The following is a 19,367-nucleotide window of genomic DNA, read 5'->3' as shown; positions in this document are numbered from 1 at the left end:
GACCCCGCACTCTGCCAGGTGTCGAGGGTGGGGCTCTCCAGCGTCAGCTCTGGTGGGGATTCGGCCCAGAGTGAGGCCGATCCGCCACAGGGTGTGTCCCTCCGACCGCCTCAGAATAGGTGCCTGGCACTACATTGGATCAGGTGCCCCTCCGCGCTAAGTTGGGACCTGTGATCGGGAGTCCTCCATGTGCGGCATCGTCGGATACATCGGACAGCAGGGTGCCGCCGGCATCCTCGTGAATGGCCTGCGGAGCCTGGAATACCGGGGCTACGACAGCGCGGGCATCGCGCTTTCCTCCGGCTCGGGTGCCTTCGACGTCATCCGCGCCTCCGGCAAGCTGGTGAACCTCGCGAACAAGGTGGATCTGGCCGACCCCACGCCCCTGGGCATCGGGCACACGCGCTGGGCAACCCACGGCCGCCCCACGGAGGAGAACGCCCATCCTCACCGCAGCGCCGATGGCCAGGTGGTGGCGGTCCACAACGGCATCTTCGAGAACTTCCTGGAACTCCGCGCAGAACTGAAGGCCGCCGGCGAGACCTTCCAGTCGGAAACGGACACCGAGTGCTTCCCCGTGATGGTGTCCCACCTGATGAAGGAGGGACGGTCCTTCACGGAGGCCTTCCGGGAAGCCGTGGGCCGAATGAAGGGCATCTACGCCCTGGCCTGCCTGCACGCCACCGATCCCGACCGCATCCTCGCCGCCCGCAGCGGACCGCCCATGGTGCTGGGCCTGGGCGAGGGCGAAACCTTCCTGGCCTCGGATGTCGTGCCCCTGCTCCCCCACACCCGCCGCGTGATCTTCCTAGAGGATGGCGACCTCGTGGAGCTCACCCGTAGCGGCGCCCGGATCTTCGCCCTGGATGGCAGTGAGCTGCAGCGCCCGGTGCTCACCATCCCCTACGACCCCGTTGCGGCCGAGAAGGGCGGCTACAAGCACTTCATGCAGAAGGAGATCTTCGAGCAGCCCCAGGCGCTCTCCAACACGCTGCTGAACCGGCTGCCGCTGGACGGGGAGGACATCCCCCTGGACCTGCCCTTCAGCGAGCAGGAGCTGGCCGACCTCACCCGCATCCACATCGTGGCCTGCGGCACCAGCTGGCACTCGGGCCTGGTGGGCAAGTTCCTCATCGAACAGCTGAGCCGCGTGGCCGTGGAAGTGGACTACGCCAGCGAATACCGCTACCGCGAACCCGTCATCCAGCCCGGCACGCTCATCATCGGCATCACGCAGAGCGGCGAGACCGCCGACACCCTGGCCGCCATGAAGGAGGCCGCCGCCCGCGGCGCCCGCACCCTGGCCATCTGCAACGTCATGGGCTCCACCGCCACCCGGCAGTGCGAGGCCACCATCCTCACCCATGCGGGTCCGGAGATCGGCGTGGCCTCCACCAAGGCCTTCACGACCCAGCTGGCGGTGCTCACCCTGCTGGCGCTGAAGCTCGGCGAAGCGAAGGGCACCCTGGATCCGAAGCTCAAGGCGGAGTTGCTGCAGGGCCTGCGCGAGCTGCCTGCCCACCTAGAGCGCCTCAACGCCCTGGAGCCGAAGCTCGTCCAGTGGGCCCACCGCTGGAAGGACGCCACGGACTTCCTCTACCTGGGCCGCGGCCCCTGCTACCCCATCGCCCTAGAGGGCGCCCTGAAGCTGAAGGAGATCTCCTACATCCACGCCGAGGGCTACCCCGCAGGTGAGATGAAGCACGGCCCCATCGCCCTCATCGACCAGACCCTGCCCGTAGTGGCCCTCATGCCCCGGGATGCCCACCGGGACAAGACCCTCAGCAACCTCCAGGAGGCCGCCGCTCGCGATGGCAGGATCCTGGCGCTGGTGACCGAAGGCGACACGGGCCTGGCTGGCATCGCCGAGGACGTGCTGGAGCTTCCTCCCGTCCACCCCTGGTTGGCTCCCATCGTCTATGCCGTCCCCCTGCAGCTGCTGGCCTATCACATCGCGGTGCTTCGCGGCTGCGACGTGGACCAGCCCAGGAACCTCGCCAAGTCAGTGACCGTGGAGTAGTTCCGAGAATTTCCCAGAATGTCACGGCGATCCCATGGGCCCGTCCCATGCTTGGGTGTGCAGGTGGCACTGCTGGAGTCTGCCATGGCCGCCCACTTCCTCCGCCGTTTCGATCCGGGCCATGCCGCGTGGCTGGACTGGCTCCTCATCCTGGCCGGCGCCATGCTGGCCCTGCTCTTTTGGCCCGTCACCCATCCCTGAGCGACGGGCTGACAATTCCCGGGCGCGGGAGGGTCCTCGGACCGATCCTTGGGGCGGGCATCCGTCCCGGAATGGAGGTTGTCATGGCCGCCCATGTCCTGCTCCCCCTTCGCCGCTACGCCGCGGGCCACCCATATCTGGCGGACTGGCTCCTCGTCACCATCGGCACCCTCGCCGCGCTCCTCCTCTGGGTTCGGAATTCCTAGCCGGGTCCGCCCCATCCTGGAGGCTCGACAGCCGCTCTGGTTCCGCTAGAATGGAACGTCCCATTGGCGCGTAGCTCAGCGGTAGAGCACCACCTTGACACGGTGGGGGTCGGCGGTTCGAGACCGCCCGCGCCAACCACCAAAGGCCGCTGTTGCGGCCTTTTTTCAAGTGGCGCCCTAGAACTGGAACCCCGCCGAGATGAGCAGGCTCTTCAGTTGGGTGTCCCGCTCGTCCGCCGTGCGGGGCTTGCCCATGATGCGCTTCCAGTCCGCCGCGTACTCGAGCTTTAGGGGGAAGCCCAGTTTGAGGATCAACCCGACACCCACGGTCGTTCGCAGGGCCGGGAAAGGCGCCACAGCCCCCACCTCGGGCCTCAGGCTGCGGTAGACCTGACCGGAGTCCACGAAGACCTCGGCCCAGATGCTCTGGCCGATCAAGGGGAACCGATACTCGAGGTTCACGACGGCCAAGGCCTGGCCACCCAGGGGGATGATCTGGGGCAGCAGGTTGCCGCTGCCATCGGTGCGCCGGACTTCGCCCAGCATGTCCGGTTCCACCCCACGCACCGTGAAGGAACCGCCGCCGAAGAATCGCTCGGACAGGGGCAGATCCTCGGCGGCATGGTCCGTGGGCCGGGCCAGGCCGAGGCGGACACTGGCCATGATCACGCCGTTCTCGGCATGGAAGCCCAGGCCCCAGTTCCATTGGTGCCGGAGATCCAGCTTCACGAAGCTGCTGTTGGAAGACGTGCCGAAGAGCTGGTTCGCCAGTTCCAGCCGCCCCAGGAAGAAGGTCCCCTCCGTCGGATCGTAGGGACGGTCCCGCCGGTCCACCGCGACCTGCAGGTAGGGGGCGGAGATGATGCTGCGGGAGGGGGTCCTGGCGATGAGGAACAGGTCCTGGTCCGAGATCAGCGGAACGCCATTGCTGTCGGTGTTGGCGGCCACTTCCACCCGCTCGAAGCGGTAACCGACCTGGACGGCCTGGTTCTGGCCCAGCTTCCAGTCGAGGCTCGGGGAGAACCGCCGTCGGCGGGCGAAGAAGGCCGCCTGGGCCTCCTCGATGTAGGCGCCCTCCAGGTGGAGCCGGGTGCGGGAAGCCAGCCAGGAGTCGAGGGCATTCGGCAGGAACCACGGGTCGGTGTAGCCGATGCCGTAGCTGTCCACGGAGCGCTTGATGTCGCCAGTGGGGAAGGCCCGGCGAAGGGCCGGGGCGTCGAGGGTCTGGTCCCCAGTGCGCAGGCCGAAGTCGAGGACCCGACCCATCCCGCCGACGTTCAGCCGCTGCGCATTCAAGCCGAAGTGGTAGCCCTGGGTCTTGTCGTAGCCGAAGGATTCCGTGAAGACCCAGGGGCTCCGCTCCTGCAGGCGCAGGGCGAGGTCCCCCCGCTGCCAAGGCTGCTGTTCCTGTTCGGGAAGGTCCTTGAGCGTCAGAAGGTCCACCCGCTGGAAGGCTCCCAGGCCCCCGAGTCGGACCTGACCCTGGTCGAGCTTGACCGGATCCAGCGGAGCACCCAGCGGCAGTTCCACCTCCCTGAGGACAGCTTCAGCCCGCGTGCGATCGCTCCCCTGCACCACCAGGCGCTTCACGTGGTCCAGTGGCTGGGGGGGCACCTGGATCCGCACGATGGGTTTGTCGCCATCATCCTCGAAGGCCAGCTTCACGACAGGATTGGCGGCACCGGCCGAGGAGAGCCGCTGGCGCAGGTCCGAGACCACCAGGGCCAGGTCATTGCGGACCAGGGGCAGGGGGGGCTGGAAACTGAGCCGGACCCCCTGGGGCGTGGACGCCAGGGTGCCCTTGAATCCCTGGAGGTGCCGCCGATCCGACCGGTACCAGGTGTTGCCAGCCACGGGAACCGGGCGGTCGGACATGGCAAGCAGGAGGCTCTGCGACAGCCCTTCCCGGGAGAAGCCGGGCAGGTCGGGAAGATCGAGCAGCAGGGCGTCCAGGTAGCGTCGCTGGCCCTCCCGGATGATCAGACGCACTTCGACCGACCCATCCGGAGTTGTGTCCACTCGGCGCCGGACCCTGACTTCGGGAAACCCCCGCTGGAGGTAGAACGCGGTGAGCCGATCCTCCAGAGCCTTGACGGCCTCCGCCTTGGCGTGGGGCCGCAACACCAGGAACCGCTTGGGCAGGGCCACCGCTGCCCGCAGTTCCTCTTCGGGCAGCTCCTTCTGGCCCTCGAATGAAAGCTTCCCGAGGGCCCGCCTCGGACCCTGCTCCACGGAATAGGTCAGGGTCACTTCTTCCGGCCGCTCCGCCGTGCCTGAGGTGACCGTCCGCTCGTAGCTGACCTTCGCCTCAGGGAACCCCTGGTTGCGGAAGTAGGTCGTGATCCGACCTGCGCCCTCGTCGAGCAGACTTGGTGCGTAACGTTCGGCCCGCGCCAGGGGTACGAATTCTGAAAGCCTGGGTTGTCCCCAGAGGGGCGCGAAGAAATTCAGGCCGTTGGCCTTGAGGTACACCTTGGGGCCTGGCCGGACCTCGAGCAGCATCACCTCGGGCTCGCTGGCAGGTTCCAACCGGACGGCCCCCTCGAGCCGGCGGTCCTTCACGAGCCTCTGACGGATCCGCCGCTGCGCTTCCCGCGCCACCGTGGGCGTCCAGAAGGAGGTCCCGGGTCGCAGCCCGGCCACCTTCAGGAGGGTCTCTCGGGAATACGGACTGGGGTCGCCCTCGATCCGGATCTCCCGAATCCTGGCGGGCGGACCCAGTTCCAGGGCCAGGCGCAGGTGGCGCCCGCCCTGCTCCAGAAAGGCTAGGACCTTGGCCGCAGGGTAACCGGCCTCCCGCAGGCGCTGCTCAGCAATCCCAATCAAGACGGACCTTCGCTGGGGTCCCAGACGCTGGCCCTTCCGCAACTCGGGCAGGAGGGTCTTCCTGAGCTCCGTCGGGATCGCGTGGCCTTCCCAACGCCACGTGGCCAGAGGCAGCAGCGGCTCGAGCCGCAGCAGCGCGAGCCCATCCGCACCAAAGGTTCCCTCGACCGAGTGGTAGCGATCCACCAGGCGTACGGCTGCCAGGGCCTGCTGGAAGCCGGCTGCGTCCAGTTCCTGACCGGCTTTCAGTCCCAGGGCCGCCGCGGCAAAGCGCTGATCATCAGCACCTCCGCCTTCGATCCGGACGGCCGTCACCCGACGCAAAGCATCGGCCTCCTGGGCGCCAGCAGTCGCCAACGCCAGGAGGCCGATACTCAGGGCGGCGCGAAGACGCACCGTCATTAGAATCCGGCCAGGGCCTCGTCCTCGGTGTCCTTCACTTCGAAGACCGAGTGCAGGCTGGTCATCTTGATGAGGCTGAAAATCTTGCCGCTCATCCCGCAGATGCGCAGTTCCCCGCCCTTGCCCTTGATGGAGGTGTAGCAGCCCACCAGCTCGCCCACACCGGAAGAATCCAGGTAGCTCACCTTGCTGAAGTTGATGACGATCTTGCGCTCCCCGTTGGCCAGGGAGGTCCGCACGGCCTCGCCCAGTTCCTGGTCCCCATCACCCAGGGTGATCTTGCCTTCGGGGTAGAGGATGAGCACATCGTTGTGCTTGCGCGTATTCAGAATCATGGGGCCCTCGAGGTGAGCGGCCAGTGTAGCAAGCCTTCCCGCCCTCATTGCAAGCCGAAGGGGTCCTGAACCGTCCGTCTCCCGAGGGCCACCTTCGAACGGCACGGGCCCTGCTTCTCAACCTGGGAAGCCGGGCCCACCCGGCCCATTCTGCAGGGTGCACCATGTTCGACCTGACCAGCGGCAACGGCATGATCCAGGCCATGGATCGCGGTCTGACTCTGGCTTCCCGGCGCCAGACGCTGATCGCCTCCAACCTGGCCAACCTGGACACGCCGGGCTACCGGACCCGAGACTTCAGCTTTGAAGGGGCCATGAAGGCCGCCCTTTCTGGGCAATCCTCGCCCAGCTCCCTCCAGGTGACCCACACCAAGCACCTCCAGGGGAGCACCAGCGCCTCCTTGCCCCCGACCACGGACGCCCTCCGCCCGAGCTCTGAGCGCAACGATGGCAACGACGTAAGCCTGGACCGGGAGAACATGCTCCTCTCACGCACGCAGGGCAACTACCAGATGGCCTCCACCTTCATGCAGGTCGAGCTCCGGAAGCTCTATTCCCTCATCCGAGAAGCGGTGGCGCACTGATGAGCATCTCCCAGATCTATGACATCGCGAGCTCCGGCATGGCCGCCCAGCGGCTGCGGGTCCAGCTCATCGCCTCCAACGTCGCCAACAGCGAGACCACCCGGACCAAGGAGGGCGGCCCCTTCCGCCGCCGGGATGCGGTTTTCCAGGCGCAGGACCTGGGCTTCTCCGGGGCCCTAGCCAACGCCAGTGTCCGGGTCGCCGCCATCCGCACCAGCGACGAACCCTTCCTCACACGCTACGAACCGGGCCACCCGGACGCCAACGCCGATGGCGTCGTGAGCTACCCCAACATCAACCCCACCGACGAGATGGTGAACCTCACCGAGGCCAGCCGCGCCTACGAGGCCAACATCGCCGTGGTCCGCTCCGCCAAGGCCATGGCCACCTCCGCCCTGGAGATCCTCCGCGTCCAGTAGCCTGTCGGAATTTCGACTTGCCCCCTGGCCACCCCCGACCGATCGTGTAAAAGCCCCTTCACCCGAGCCTCCCATGGACCCCCTCCAGAACTTCCCCCAGCTGACCCCGCTCAGCCCCCTCTCCGGAACCCCCAAATCCGGCCAGGGCAGCGCTGCGGGCGGGGCTGACGGTGACTTGGCTTTCGGCGACCTCCTCAAGCAGGCCCTCCAGGAAGTGAACCAGGCTTCCGCCCATGCCGAGGATGAGGCACGGAACTTGATGACAGGGGAGAGTGCAGACATGCACACGGCCATGCTGGCAGTCCAGAAGGCCGATCTTAGCTTCCAGATGATGATGGCCGTCCGATCGAAATTGATCGATGCCTACCGCGAGGTCATGCGCATGCAGATGTAGCGCAGGCCGAGCTTCCCGGCGCGGCCTCACCCCTGACTGAGGAACGCCTATGGCCGGGGAATCGAACCTCGCTGAACAACTGACCAGCGCCTTCAAGGGCATGAGCGCCACCCAGCGCGTCATGGTATTCGCCATTTCCATGACAGTGCTCCTGGCCTTGGCCGGCTTGGGCATCTGGGCAGGCCAGGAAACCAAGGGCGTCCTGGTCTCCAATGTTTCCTCCCAGGAGGCCAGCTCCATCGTCGCCCAGCTCGACAAGATGCAGGTGCCCTACGAGTTGAGTGGGGACCAGCGCACCATCCTGGTGCCCGAGAGCAAGGTGGGCCCGCTGCGCCTGAAGTTCGCCGGGGATGGCCTGCTGACCGGCGACAAGCTGGGCTTCGAGAAACTGGAGAATGCCGGGCTCGGCACGACCGATTTCTCACAGAAGGTGATCCATCGGCGGGCCATGGAGGCCCAGCTGGCTCAGACCATCAAGGGGCTGCAGCAGGTGGCCGAGGCCACGGTCCACATCACACCGCCCAACGACAGCCCCTTCCTCACGGACAAAGAGGACGCCAAGGCCAGCGTCCTCTTGAAGCTCCGCGGATCACGCATCCTCCCCGACGAGAACACCCAGGCCATCGTCAACCTAGTGGCGGCCAGCGTGGAGGGCCTGAAGCCCGAGCAGGTGGTCGTCATCGACCAGTTCAGCCGCATCCTCTCCCGCACAGGCAGGGATCCCATGGTGGGGGCCAGCGATGCCCAGAAGAAGGTTGCCCGCGAGGAGGAGGATCACCTGGTGCGCCGGGTGACCGAACTCCTCGAGCCCGTGGTCGGCATCGGCAAGGTGCGCGCGACGGCCCACGTGGACCTGGACTTCGACAAAGTGAAGATCAATTCGGAGACGTTCGATCCCCAGGGCCAGGTGGAGCGGAGCGTCCAGCAGAAGGATGAAAAGGTCCAGAAACGCGATGCGGGAGCCGGCCTGCCTGGAACCGCCAGCAACGTGGCCCCGGCGACGGGCGGTGCCACCGCCAACGTCACGGAGAGCTCCGAGAAGAAGGAGACCACCACCAACTTCGAGATCACCAAGACAGTAAGCGCCACGGACAAGGCCACCGGGACCGTGAAGCGGGTCACCCTGGCGGTCATCGTGGACCACATGTCCGCCTGGGACAAGGATGCCAAGGGCGAGCCCGTCCAGAAGTTCACGGCCCGCAGCGCTGAGGAGCTGAAGAAGATCCGCGACCAGGTGTCCGCCGCCGTGGGCATCCAGCCCAAGCGCGGCGACGAGCTCACCGTGGAGAACATGGCCTTTGCCACCTTCCAGACGAACCCCAAGGAGGAGGCCGATGCGAAGAAACAGTTCTGGGTCGACCTCGGCTTGAAGGCCCTGCCCTATGTGGCCTGGGGCGTGGTGGGCTTCATCGTCTTCTTCATGCTCTTCCTGCCCATGCTCCGGCGGATGTCGGCGGCCATCAACCGGCCGACACCGCTGCGCGTGGCCAGCGCCGAGGGCGGCGAAGCCTCCATGGCAGGAGCAGGTGGCGGTTCCACCCGCAAGCCGATCCAGGTGAAGTCCATGTCTGAGATCGAGGCGGAGATCGAGGCCGAACTCAACGCTGACGCGGCCTTCAGCGCGCCCGAGGCACGCCGCCGTGAGCTAATCAAGAAGCGCCTCCAGGACAGCTCGAACGAGGACCCCGAGACCATGGCATCGCTGGTGCGATCCTGGCTCCTCGAGGAAGGACGGTAGGTCATGGCGAAACTCACCGGCATGCAGAAAGCCGCAGTCCTCATGGTCACCCTCGGCGACGAGACTGCCTCCAACATCTTCAAGTACCTCGAAGAGGATGAGATCCAGACGATCTCCCGCGAGATCGCCATCACCAAGCACGTGCAGCCCGAGATCGCGGAAGAGGTCATGGAGGAGTTCCACACCATGACCCAGGCCCGCAGCTACATCAGCCAGGGCGGCATCGAGTACGCCAAGAAGCTGCTCATCAAGTCGGTGGGGCCTGAAGTGGCCCGCAAGATCATCGACCGCCTCGTGAAGGCTCTGGAATCCAGTGCCGGATTCACCAGCCTGGAACGCGCCAATCCCCAGCAGCTCTCCAAGTTCATCCAGAACGAGCATCCGCAGACCATCGCCCTGATCCTGGCCCACCTGAACGCCTCCCAGGCGGCGGAGCTCATCTCCAGCCTGCCCGAGGTGCTCCGCAGCGACGTGGCCATGCGCATGGCCAGCCTGCAGGAGATCAGTCCCGAAGTCGTCCGCCGCATCAGCCTCATCCTGGAGCAGAAGCTGGAAGCCCTGGGCTCGTTCGCGACGGAAGCCTACGGCGGCGTCCGCGCCGTGGCTGAACTCTTCAACCGCATGGACCGCAACACGGGCCGCGCCGTGCTGGAGAAGATCGAGACCGAGAACCCCCAGCTGGCCGCCAGCATCCGCGACCTCATGTTCGTCTTCGACGACATCCTGCTGATCGATGACAACGGCATCACCGAGATCCTCAAGCGGGCCGACAAGAAGACCCTCACCATCGCCCTGAAGGGCACCAGCGAGGAGCTCCAGAACCAGTTCTTCCGCAACATGTCCAGCCGTGCAGTGGAGCTCATGAAGGAGGAGATGGAGTTCATGGGCCCCGTGAAACTGAAGGACGTGGAAAAGTCCCAGCACGAAGTCGTGGAGATCGTCCGGCAGCTGGAGGAGGAGGGCGTCATCAGCATCGGCGGTGGCGGAGGCGAAGACTATGTCACCTGATCTGGACAGTCCATGAACAGAAAGGGGTTCATCCGCTCCGAGGACCTGCGGGACACCCGCCTGGAGGCCTACCCGTACTTCCCCGTGGACGCAGTGATGGGACAGGGTTCCTTTGACGAGGGCTCGGATTCCGTGGCGTCCGACCTCGGCGACAATGGCGCCCACGTTCCCGTCGAGCAGCGGATCGTGGACCGTCTCCAGGAGGCTGAGCGGCAGGCCCAGGACATCGCGCGGCGGGCCTATGAAGAAGGCTTCGCCTCGGGCGAGGCGGAGGGCCACGCGTTCGGGGAAAGCCAGTACAAGTCCTACATGGCGCGGCTGGAGGAGCACCTGACCGAACTGGCCGCCACCACCCAGATGCTGCGCGAGGCCCTGAACGAAGAGCTCGTGGCCCTCTCCCTGGCCGTGGGCGAGCACCTCGCCGTGCAGCAGATCGAGCAGTCACCCGGTGCCGTGAAGGCCCTGATGGAGCATATCCTCGAGGAGCTGCCCTTCCCCCTGCCACGGGGAAGGCGGGACGGCGAACTGCCGGTGCAGATCTTCCTCAACCCCGTGGACCTCGAGCGGCTCGGGGATCACTTCATCGGCCATGCCGGCCTCACCCTGTCGGCGGACGGCAGCCTCTCCCGCGGGAGCCTCCGCATCGAGGCGCCCCACGGCATCCTGAACGGCAGCCTGGAGCGGCGCCGCGAGCGCCTCATGCAGCTCATCGCCCGCATGCGGGAGGGTGGCGCGCCGTGAGCTCCGTGGTGGACCTTGCCAGCCTCGCGACCCGCCTGCGCGGGTTGCCCAAGGGTGACTGGATGGGGCGGGTCACCAAGGTCGTGGGCCTTGTGGTGGAGTCCAGCGGGCCGGACTGTTCCGTGGGCGAGCAGATGCTGATCCACAGTGCGGATGCCGCGGGAAGGCCCCGCCTCATCCACGCCGAGGTGGTCGGCTTCTCCGGCCAGCGGGTCTTGCTCATGCCCATCGAAGAGACCGAAGGCATCCGGCCCGGCCTCTGGGTCGAAGGCACCGGCCACCAGTCGGAGCTGCCCCTCGCAGAGGCCCTCCTTGGCCGCGTCATCGATCCTCTCGGGCGTCCCCTGGATGGCGGCCCGCCCATCGAGCCCACGGCCCATCTGCCCCTGCAGGGACCGCCTCCCAACCCGATGCGACGCAAGCGGATCGATCAGGTCCTGTCCACGGGCGTGCGCGCCGTGGATGGCCTGCTGACCCTTGGCAAGGGGCAGCGCGTCGGCATCTTCTCCGGCTCCGGCGTGGGCAAGTCCACCCTGCTGGGCATGGTGGCCCGCAATACGTCCGCCGAAGTGAATGTGATCACCCTGGTTGGGGAGCGGGGCCGCGAACTACGCGAGTTCATCGAGAACGATCTGGGAGAAGAGGGGCTGAAGCGCAGCGTGGTGGTGGTGTCCACCAGCGACCAGAGTCCCCTGCTCCGCCTGCGCTGCGCAATGGCCGGCACCACCGTGGCCGAGTACTTCATGCGCCAGGGCAAGGACGTCTTGTTGATGATGGACAGCGTGACGCGCTTCGCCATGGCCCAGCGCGAGGTGGGCCTCAGCGCCGGGGAGCCGCCCAGCTCCAGGGGCTATACCCCATCGGTGTTCGCCCTGCTGCCCCGCCTCATGGAGCGGGCCGGCACCTTCGAGGGCATGGGCTCCATCACGGGCATCTACACCGTACTGGTCGAGGGCGACGACATGAACGAGCCCATCAGCGATTCCGTGCGCGGCATCCTTGATGGCCATGTGGTGCTCTCCCGGAAGCTGGCCTCCAAGAACCACTTCCCCGCCATCGATGTGCTGTCCAGCCTCTCCCGGCTCTTCAGCGCCCTGGCGCCTCCCGAGCAGAAGCAGCTCGCCAGCAAGCTCCGCGACCTCATGGCCACCTACCAGGATGCCGAGGACCTGATCCAGATCGGCGCCTACACTAAGGGCTCCAGCACTGCCATCGACCAGGCCATCCAGTTCCAGCCGGCCATCCAGTCCTTCCTCCGGCAGGCGACGGCTGAAGGTTCCGACCACCACCAGGCCATGCTGGCCATGGGGCAGATCTTCGGCATCGACCTCGCACCCTTCTTGAAAGGGCGTGCCTGATGGCCGCCCGCTTCCACTTCCGTCTCGAGCCGGTCCGCAAGCTGCGGGAGGCCCTGGAGCGGGAAGCGGAACGCGCCCTGGCTCGAGCCATCCAGGCGGAGCGCGACGTGCGGGCCTACCTCGAGTCCCTGGAGGTGCAGCGCCTCGCCCTCTTCGAATCCCGCCGCCTCGCCGCAGGTCAGCTGCTCGACTTGGAGCTCTGGCGCGCCGGCGAGCGCTTCCTGGTGGTGCTGGAGCGCCGCCAGCTCGAAGGCTACGAACGGCTCCGCCAGGCCTCGGCCCAGGTCGCCGCGGCGAGGGAAGCCCTGACCCACGCCCACCGGGATCACCTCATGCTCGTCCGCCTCAAGGAACGCCGGGCTCTCCAGCACGCGAGGGAGCAGCAGCTGCGCGAGGCCCTGGAAATGGATGAGCTGGCGGTCCTTCGCCACCCCCGACCGAGTGCCTAGCCCTGAGGAGTCCCCATGAACGCCCGCTTCCTGCTCTGGATCTCGGCGCCCGTTGCACTCTCCGCAGGCGTACTCTGGCTGTCGGCCCAGGAACCCAAGGGAGAGCCGAAGGCGGCCCTGGCCGAGGGCGTGAAGGTCGCCGAGCTGGCCTCGCAGCTCCAGAACCGCGAGAAGGCCATCGCCCAGAAGGAGGCCGAGCTGCGCCAACTGGAGCAGCGCCTCACCACCCTGCAGGCCACCCTGGACAAGGACCGCGGCGACCTGGCGGCCCGGGAGAAGGCCGTCCAGGAGGCCCTGGCCAAGGTCGAGAACCTGAAGGTGCGCCCGGCCATCGATCCCCAGATCATCCGCACCTATGAGGCCATGGATCCCGCCGCCGGGGCCCAGGCCATGAAGGAGCTGGCAGGCCAGAACCTGGACATCGCCGTGGCCCTGCTTGCGGGCATGACGCCAAAGAAGGCCGGCAAGCTCATGGACCAGCTGGCACCTCTGGATGCCAAGCTGGCGGGCCGCCTCTCTGAACGCGTCGGGATGTCCCGCCCCAAGGATCCCGCTGCCGGGGCCTGAGCGGCCGATAGTCCCTTTCTGCCCAATGGCCGCGGCACGGTCCTGGCGCTTGCACCTCGTCCGGATGATCCGGAACCGAGGCGGTCATGGCGCAGGTCAGTGGAGTATCCGTTCTGCCGGTCCCCGACCGGCAGGCAACGGAAAGGCCCGAAGCCAAGGTTGCTGATGGTTCCCACGGCCCGTTTTCCGGGCTGATGGCGCACTACCTCCTGCCCCCAGCCGCCAGTCTCACCCTCAATCCCCCGGCGGAGACGACCCCCGAGGGCCAAGGCGAGCCAGCGGACTTGGGCTCATCAAAGGATTCACCCAGCTCGGCCGACCTCGCCGTCCCGGAGGATCCGGTCGCCCCGGGGCTCCGCACGAACGCCCCGCGCACCCGCCCCACCCCATCCTCGGCCCGCCGGAGCAAAGCGGTCTCTGCCAATGCCAGCTCCGCGGCGGAGGGCCAAGAGGTGGCCCCGCCCCAGGCAGCCGTGGAGGCTCCGGAAGCCCAGGCTCCGACCCCTATGGCCGCGCCCGCGTCCGTCCTACAGGCCGGGGCAGCCCCAGTCTCATGCCCACCTGCCCTTGCCCCATCCGCCCAGCCTCGAACCCCGGAGAATCACCCAAGCCTTCCAACCATTACCAAGGTCTGGAGGGCACCCGCACCAGAAGCCTCGGCAGAAACAGCCCAGACCCAACCCGGCTCCCCTGCGCCCAGCCAGCTCGTGCCCCTGGGTGTTTCCGCCGTCGCCCTTCCTGCGTCCCAGCGCGATCCCATCGACCTTTCCGCTCTGACCGAGGCCGCACCGGAAAGCGTGGTGCAGTCGAAGACCGGCGCACCGATTCCCACACCGCTCGTTGTCACGCCTTCCTCTGCCTCGCCTGCGCCCCAGCTTGATCCCATCGGCTTTCCCGCCCTGCCCAAGGCCGCACCGGAAGGCCTGGTGCAGTCGAGGCCCGATGCGACCGTTCCCGCTCCGAGCGCCTTCAAGCCTTCCTCTGCCCAGCCCTCGTCCCGGCTTGATTCCGTCGACCTTCCCGCCCTGACCCAGGCCGCACCGGAAGGCCAGGTGCAGCCGAGGCCCGATGCGGCGGTTCCCGCTCCCGCCTTCACGCCCGCATCCACCCAGCCAACGACTCAGTTCGATCCCACCGACGTTCCAGCCCTGCCCAAGGTCGCACTGGAAGGCGTGGTGCAGTCGAAGTCCGATGTGGCGGTTCCCGCTCCGAGCGCCTTCACGCCTTCCTCGGCCCAGCCTGCGCCCCAGCTTGATCCCATGGACCTTCCCGCCCTGCCCAAGGCAGCAACCGAAGGCCAAGTTCAGCAGAAACCCGGCGTGACGGTTCCCGCACCGCTCGCATTCACGCCTTCCTCCGCCCAACCGGCGCCCCAGCTTGATCCCATCGACCTTCCCGTTCTGACCAAGGCCGCACCGGAAGGCCAGTCGCAGTCCACGACGGGCACGACAATTTCCGCACCGCTCGCCTACATGCCTTCCTCCGCCCAGCCCACGCCCCAGCTTGATTCCATCGACCTTCCCGCCCTGCCCAAGGCCCCACCGGAAGGCCAGTCGCAGTCCACGACGGGCACGACAATTTCCGCACCGCTCGCCTTCACGCCTTCCTCCGCCCATCCGGCGCCACAGCTTGATTCCATCGACCTTCCCGCCCTGACCAAGGCCGCACCCGAGGGCCAAGTGCTGCCGAAGCCCTACGCGACGGTTCCCGCACCGCCCGCCGTCACGCCCGCTTCCGCCCAGCCCACGACTCAGGTCGATCCCAACGACGTTTCAGCTCTGCCCAAGGCCACACCAGACGGCCAGGTGCAGCCCAAAGCGGGAGCGACGGTTCCAGCCCCGGGCACCTTCGCGCCCGCCTCGGTCCAACCGGCGCCCCAGCTCGACCCCATCAACCTTCCGGTTCTGCCCAACATCGCGCCTGAAGGCCAGGGGCAGGTGACTTCAGCAAGGCAGAACGCCTTTGCCCCTGCTTCCACCCAGCGCACCCCAGAAGTCAATCCCGGCACCCTTTCCTCCCTTCTGTCGTTGGCGGCCGAGACGAGCCTCCCACCGGCGACCCGGGCCAACGAGGTGTCCCGTCCTGGGCTGCTGCCATGGCCGCTGGAAGCTCCCACCCCCGGAATCCTGCCAGCGGATGTGAAGGCAGCCCACACCATCGAAACGCCTAAGGCCGCCCCGACTTCGCTCCCGAGCCCCCTGACGGTGCCTGCGGCTCCCGTGGTTCCGGCCGCGCGCCAGCCAGGCTCTCCGCAGGGCGGCGGCACCCCAGCTCCGCCCATGCAGAATCCGGAGGCACTCCTCGCCTCGTCAAATGGGCCGGCCGCGCAGCGCGAGGCCCAGGGGTTGCCTGTTCTGCCCCAAGTTTCAGATGGCGCTCCCCTCGCAGCGCTCCACCCCTTCTCCAGGGTCCAGGTTCCCGACGCGGCCGTTCCGCTCCCCGCGCCCTCAACCCCTGTAGCGCCACCACCGGCCCTGGTCACTCAGGTGGAGACCGGCCTCAAGTGGATGCTGAAGGGCGGCAGCCAGGAAGCTTCACTCCAGCTCCACCCAGATTCCCTGGGCCAGGTGACGATCCACCTGAAGGTGGAGGGGGGCGAGGTTCATGCCCGCCTGTGGATCACCGAGCCTGCCTCGGTGCAGGTGGTGCGAGAAGGGCGCCCCCATCTGGAGCAGGCTCTCAGGGAACAGGGACTTCAACTGGGCAGCTTCGATCTCCAGCAGGGTCACCGTCCCTTCCAGGACACGCCCTCTGCCCCGGCCTTCCGGGAACCCGCCGTTCCGGAGCCCGTCATCACTCGGCAAGAATCACCCGCGACTCTGGTGCCATCTGTCCTGAACCCGCACCACGTCGAGCTCTACGCCTGATCGGCACGCTTCCTGTTCTGCCCTTCCCTGGAGGTCCCCATGCAAACCGGCATGATCACCACGACCGCACCTACCGTCACCTCAGCCTCGACCACCACCGCCAGGAACGCACTGGACAAGGACGGCTTCCTGAAGCTGCTCGTGGCTCAGCTCCAGAACCAGGACCCCACGGGTGCCGGGCAGGATCCGAACCAGATGGTGCAGCAGCTGACCAGCTTCTCCAGCCTTGAGCAGGCCCAGCAGACGAACAGCCTGCTGACGGGTCTCCAGACCCAGACGGCCGGCCTCTTCCAGGCCCAGACCGCAGGCCTGGTGGGCAAGACCGTGAAGGTGGATGGCTCCGGCTTCAACCTCAAGGCAGGCGCCGCCAGCATGAACATCGAGCTGGGCGCAGCCGCGAACGTGACCCTGACCGTGAAGGACGCCAACGGACAGGTGGTGGCCACCCTTCCCCAGGGCCATCTCAACCGTGGCCTCACCGCCATGGCCTGGGACGGCAAAGACGCCAGCGGCAATGTCCTCCCGGACGGACCCTACAAGGTCGAGGTGACCGCCACCGCTGACGACGGGAAACCCGCCGTCTTCCGAACCAGTCTGAGCATGAAGGTGGACGCCGTGACCTTCAGCAACGGTGGCATCTACCTGGCCTCCGGCGGCAATGTCTTCTCCCTGTCCGACGTCCTCGAAATCACCGCCTAGTCCCCCTTCCCCCCACACGCCCCCAAACCCAAGGAGCCACCCATGAGCCTTTACTCCGCCTTCTACTCCGGCCTCTCCGGCCTCTCCAGCAACGCGAGCGCCCTGAACGTGATCGGCAACAACCTGTCGAACATCAACACGGTCGGGTTCAAGGGCTCCACCATGACCTTCCGGGACATCTTCGCCTCGGCGGGAGCGACGGCCACCCAGGGCAACGGCAACCCCATCCAGTTCGGCCTCGGCGTGCAGACGAACTCCGTGAACCAGGACTTCGCTCAGTCCTCCTTCCAGGCCACGGGCAACGCACTTGACATGGCCCTCCAGGGCAACGGCTTCTTCACGCTGCGGACACCAAGCGGGACCCAGGTCTTCAGCCGCGCAGGAAACTTCACCCGGGACAGCCTCGGCTACCTGGTGGCCAGTGACGGCTCCAGCGTCATGGGCTGGAACCGCGATGCGGCCGGCAATGTGGTCACTACCACCGCCATGGTGCCCGTCCAGGTCTCCGCCGCCACCCTCGGGGCCCAGGCCACCACCGACATGTCACTGGGCGTCAACCTCAACGCCGCCGCCACGGCCGGCACCACCTTCCAGACGGCCGTCCAGGTCTACGACAGCCTGGGCAACTCCCAGAACCTGACCATCACCTACACCAAGGGCGCGGGCAATGACTGGACCTACGCCGTGGCCGGCCCCGCCGGCGCGGTGATCACCGGCGCCCCCGCCCTGCCCGGAAGCATCACCTTCGACGCCACCGGGAAGATCTCCTCCCTCAACGGCGGTCCCACACCGCCCGTGCCGGGGGACAACAGCGTCCTGACCATTGCCTGGCCCGGGGGTGCGGCCGCGAACAGCACCATCAACTTCGACATAATCAACACTGACGGCAGCCAGACCTTCACGGGCCTCAGCTCCGCCAGCACGACGGTCAGCAGCTCCCAGAACGGCTTCCCGGCCGGCACCCTGCGCGACCTGACCGTGGACTCGGACGGCATGATCACCGGCACCTTCACCAACGGCCAGATCCTCAAGATGGCCCAGCTGGCCGTGTCGAGCTTCACCAACGTGAACGGCCTCGAGCAGTCGGGCAACAACCACTGGAGCCAGACCCTGGCCTCGGGCGCGCCGACCATCGGCCTGGCCAACCAGGGCGGCCGCGGCGCCATCCTCGGCTCCAACCTCGAGCTGTCCAACGTGGACGTGGCCAGCGAGTTCACGAAGCTCATCGTGAGCCAGCGCGGCTACCAGGCCAACTCGCGCATCGTGACCACCACCGACGAGCTGCTGCAGGAAACCCTGAACCTCAAGCGTTAATCCGCAGCCGAATCCGCCGCGCGGCCCCACCGGGCCGCGCGCTGCGTACGCTCCTCCATAGGTGGGTAAACTGGGGTCTTTCACCGAGGCCCCATGTCCGAGCAGGAAGTCCAGCCCCTCGCGCCGCGCCGCCAGACGCGGCAGATCCTGGTGGGCAAGGTGCCCGTGGGCGGGGATGCGCCGATCACCGTCCAGAGCATGACCAAGACGGACACCCGCGACGTGGAGGCCACCGTCAACCAGATCTACGGCTATGCCAATGCCGGCTGCGAGATCGTGCGGGTCAGCGTGCCCACCAAGAAGGCGGGCGAGGTCTTCCACGAGATCTGCGACCGGAGCCCCATCCCGGTGGTGGCCGACATTCACTTCGATTACCGGCTGGCCCTCGTGGCTGCGGATGGCGGCGCGGCCTGCCTGCGCATCAATCCCGGCAACATCGGGGGCCAGGATCGGGTGAAGGCGGTGGTGGACAAGGCGGGTTCGCTGGGCATCCCCATCCGCATCGGCGTCAACGGCGGCAGCCTCGAGAAGGATCTGCTGGACCGGTTCGGCACCGCCACGCCCGAGGCCATGGTGGAGAGCGCCCTGCGCCACATCGACGTGCTCGAGCGGGAGGGCTTCCACGACATCAAAGTCAGCCTCAAGGCCAGCGACGTCATCCGCACCGTACAGGCCTACCGGCTGCTGGCCAAGCAGGTGGACTACCCCTTCCACCTTGGCATCACCGAGGCGGGAACCCCCTTCGGCGGCACCATCCGCTCCAGCGTGGGCATGGGCATCCTCCTGGCCGAGGGCCTGGGTGACACCATCCGCGTTTCACTCACGGGTGAAGGCGAGGACGAGTGCCGGGTGGGTCACGAGATGCTGCGGTCCCTGGCGCTGCGCTCCGGCGGCTTCCGCATGGTGAGCTGCCCCAGCTGCGGCCGCGTGCAGATCGACCTCAACCGCGTGGCCAACGAGATCGAGGAGGGCCTCAAGCTCATCAACCACGAGAACATCACCTACGCGGTGATGGGCTGCGTGGTGAACGGCCCCGGCGAAGCCAAGGATGCCGACCTCGGCGTGGCGGGCGGCGCCGGCGAGGGACTCATCTACCGCAAGGGCGAACTCATCCGCAAGGTGAAGGAGGAGGATCTGGTCCCCGCCTTCCTGGAGGAGGCCCGGAAGGTCAAGGCCGAGGCCGATGCGGCGAAGGCCTAGGTCTGTGGACTGGCTGCTGTCCCACCCCCTGGCGGCCAT

17 protein-coding genes and 1 tRNA gene are annotated in these 19,367 nt (G+C 67.2%); 16 read left to right on the top strand and 2 right to left on the bottom strand.

What is annotated here, in order from left to right; genetic code table 11:
• The first annotated feature begins 187 nt into the window (after positions 1-187).
• From glmS to WAS25_RS04060, 3 genes are all read left to right on the top strand, one after another.
• Positions 188-2,020 (top strand): glutamine--fructose-6-phosphate transaminase (isomerizing), encoded by a 1,833-nt coding sequence (gene glmS, locus WAS25_RS04070; protein ID WP_422310230.1) that lies wholly within the window; start codon positions 188-190, stop codon positions 2,018-2,020.
• Between the two features lie 284 nt (positions 2,021-2,304).
• Entirely contained in the window at positions 2,305-2,427 is a 123-nt protein-coding gene (locus WAS25_RS04065) for a hypothetical protein (protein ID WP_422310229.1), read from the top strand.
• A 64-nt stretch (positions 2,428-2,491) separates the two neighbouring features.
• A tRNA-Val gene (locus tag WAS25_RS04060) sits at positions 2,492-2,566 on the top strand.
• Positions 2,567-2,604: 38 nt separating this feature from the next.
• On the opposite strand, the gene WAS25_RS04055 is transcribed toward WAS25_RS04060, so the two are convergent.
• Together WAS25_RS04055 and WAS25_RS04050 are read right to left on the bottom strand one after the other, a co-directional pair.
• On the bottom strand, positions 2,605-5,655 hold the full coding sequence (locus WAS25_RS04055; protein ID WP_422310228.1) for a BamA/OMP85 family outer membrane protein: 3,051 nt from the start codon (positions 5,653-5,655) through the stop codon (positions 2,605-2,607).
• Positions 5,655-5,990, bottom strand: a complete 336-nt coding sequence (locus WAS25_RS04050; protein WP_422310227.1) for an STAS domain-containing protein — start codon at positions 5,988-5,990, stop codon at positions 5,655-5,657. Before WAS25_RS04050 ends, WAS25_RS04055 begins: the two co-directional genes overlap by 1 nt.
• 164 nt (positions 5,991-6,154) lie before the next feature.
• Between WAS25_RS04050 and flgB the strand changes: the two genes are divergently transcribed.
• The 13 genes from flgB (at position 6,155) to ispG (ending at position 19,328) form a co-directional block, all read left to right on the top strand.
• The gene (gene flgB / locus WAS25_RS04045; protein ID WP_422310226.1) at positions 6,155-6,574 is read left to right on the top strand and encodes a flagellar basal body rod protein FlgB; all 420 of its coding nucleotides are present in this window, start codon (positions 6,155-6,157) and stop codon (positions 6,572-6,574) included.
• A complete protein-coding gene (gene flgC / locus WAS25_RS04040) occupies positions 6,574-6,993 on the top strand; it encodes a flagellar basal body rod protein FlgC (protein WP_422310225.1) in 420 nt (139 codons plus the stop codon). The genes flgB and flgC overlap by 1 nt, the downstream gene beginning before the upstream one ends.
• Positions 6,994-7,066: 73 nt before the next feature.
• Positions 7,067-7,387 carry a flagellar hook-basal body complex protein FliE gene (fliE, locus tag WAS25_RS04035; protein ID WP_422310224.1) on the top strand — a complete coding sequence of 107 codons (321 nt, stop codon included), beginning with the start codon at positions 7,067-7,069 and terminating at the stop codon, positions 7,385-7,387.
• Between the two features lie 49 nt (positions 7,388-7,436).
• Complete coding sequence (gene fliF / locus WAS25_RS04030; RefSeq protein ID WP_422310223.1) at positions 7,437-9,125, top strand: flagellar basal-body MS-ring/collar protein FliF; 1,689 nt, start codon at positions 7,437-7,439, stop codon at positions 9,123-9,125.
• Between the two features lie 3 nt (positions 9,126-9,128).
• Positions 9,129-10,133, top strand: a complete 1,005-nt coding sequence (gene fliG / locus WAS25_RS04025; RefSeq protein ID WP_422310222.1) for a flagellar motor switch protein FliG — start codon at positions 9,129-9,131, stop codon at positions 10,131-10,133.
• 12 nt (positions 10,134-10,145) lie between these two features.
• Entirely contained in the window at positions 10,146-10,874 is a 729-nt protein-coding gene (locus WAS25_RS04020; protein WP_422310221.1) for a FliH/SctL family protein, read from the top strand.
• Positions 10,875-10,879: 5 nt separating this feature from the next.
• The gene (locus WAS25_RS04015; RefSeq protein WP_422310327.1) at positions 10,880-12,232 is read left to right on the top strand and encodes a FliI/YscN family ATPase; all 1,353 of its coding nucleotides are present in this window, start codon (positions 10,880-10,882) and stop codon (positions 12,230-12,232) included.
• Positions 12,232-12,681, top strand: coding sequence for a flagellar export protein FliJ (gene fliJ, locus WAS25_RS04010; RefSeq protein ID WP_422310220.1), 450 nt, complete (start codon positions 12,232-12,234; stop codon positions 12,679-12,681). The genes WAS25_RS04015 and fliJ overlap by 1 nt, the downstream gene beginning before the upstream one ends.
• Before the next feature lie 15 nt (positions 12,682-12,696).
• Entirely contained in the window at positions 12,697-13,248 is a 552-nt protein-coding gene (locus WAS25_RS04005; RefSeq protein WP_422310219.1) for a hypothetical protein, read from the top strand.
• Between the two features lie 707 nt (positions 13,249-13,955).
• A complete protein-coding gene (locus WAS25_RS04000; protein WP_422310218.1) occupies positions 13,956-16,115 on the top strand; it encodes a flagellar hook-length control protein FliK in 2,160 nt (719 codons plus the stop codon).
• 39 nt (positions 16,116-16,154) lie between these two features.
• On the top strand, positions 16,155-16,814 hold the full coding sequence (locus tag WAS25_RS03995; RefSeq protein ID WP_422310217.1) for a flagellar hook assembly protein FlgD: 660 nt from the start codon (positions 16,155-16,157) through the stop codon (positions 16,812-16,814).
• Between the two features lie 42 nt (positions 16,815-16,856).
• Complete coding sequence (locus WAS25_RS03990) at positions 16,857-18,128, top strand: flagellar hook protein FlgE (protein ID WP_422310216.1); 1,272 nt, start codon at positions 16,857-16,859, stop codon at positions 18,126-18,128.
• 93 nt (positions 18,129-18,221) lie between these two features.
• Positions 18,222-19,328 carry a flavodoxin-dependent (E)-4-hydroxy-3-methylbut-2-enyl-diphosphate synthase gene (gene ispG, locus WAS25_RS03985; RefSeq protein ID WP_422310215.1) on the top strand — a complete coding sequence of 369 codons (1,107 nt, stop codon included), beginning with the start codon at positions 18,222-18,224 and terminating at the stop codon, positions 19,326-19,328.
• Positions 19,329-19,367: the final 39 nt, after the last annotated feature.

The sequence above is a fragment of the Geothrix sp. genome, assembly GCF_049292215.1.
In the GTDB taxonomy this organism is placed as follows: Bacteria; Acidobacteriota; Holophagae; order Holophagales; family Holophagaceae; genus Geothrix.
The sequence above is the reverse complement of the archived record's forward strand: the minus strand, read 5'-3'. Positions and strand labels throughout refer to the sequence as shown.

Bases quoted from the DNA above. Each gene is read 5' to 3' on its own strand.
- fliG (WP_422310222.1), top strand. From the start codon at position 9,129: ATGGCGAAACTCACCGGCATGCAGAAAGCCGCAGTCCTCATGGTCACC.
- flgB (WP_422310226.1), top strand. From the start codon at position 6,155: ATGTTCGACCTGACCAGCGGCAACGGCATGATCCAGGCCATGGATCGC.
- WAS25_RS04050 (WP_422310227.1), bottom strand. From the start codon at position 5,990: ATGATTCTGAATACGCGCAAGCACAACGATGTGCTCATCCTCTACCCC.
- ispG (WP_422310215.1), top strand. From the start codon at position 18,222: ATGTCCGAGCAGGAAGTCCAGCCCCTCGCGCCGCGCCGCCAGACGCGG.
- glmS (WP_422310230.1), top strand. From the start codon at position 188: ATGTGCGGCATCGTCGGATACATCGGACAGCAGGGTGCCGCCGGCATC.
- WAS25_RS03990 (WP_422310216.1), top strand. From the start codon at position 16,857: ATGAGCCTTTACTCCGCCTTCTACTCCGGCCTCTCCGGCCTCTCCAGC.
- WAS25_RS03995 (WP_422310217.1), top strand. From the start codon at position 16,155: ATGCAAACCGGCATGATCACCACGACCGCACCTACCGTCACCTCAGCC.
- fliF (WP_422310223.1), top strand. From the start codon at position 7,437: ATGGCCGGGGAATCGAACCTCGCTGAACAACTGACCAGCGCCTTCAAG.
- fliJ (WP_422310220.1), top strand. From the start codon at position 12,232: ATGGCCGCCCGCTTCCACTTCCGTCTCGAGCCGGTCCGCAAGCTGCGG.
- WAS25_RS04065 (WP_422310229.1), top strand. From the start codon at position 2,305: ATGGCCGCCCATGTCCTGCTCCCCCTTCGCCGCTACGCCGCGGGCCAC.
- fliE (WP_422310224.1), top strand. From the start codon at position 7,067: ATGGACCCCCTCCAGAACTTCCCCCAGCTGACCCCGCTCAGCCCCCTC.
- flgC (WP_422310225.1), top strand. From the start codon at position 6,574: ATGAGCATCTCCCAGATCTATGACATCGCGAGCTCCGGCATGGCCGCC.
- WAS25_RS04055 (WP_422310228.1), bottom strand. From the start codon at position 5,655: ATGACGGTGCGTCTTCGCGCCGCCCTGAGTATCGGCCTCCTGGCGTTG.
- WAS25_RS04020 (WP_422310221.1), top strand. From the start codon at position 10,146: ATGAACAGAAAGGGGTTCATCCGCTCCGAGGACCTGCGGGACACCCGC.
- WAS25_RS04005 (WP_422310219.1), top strand. From the start codon at position 12,697: ATGAACGCCCGCTTCCTGCTCTGGATCTCGGCGCCCGTTGCACTCTCC.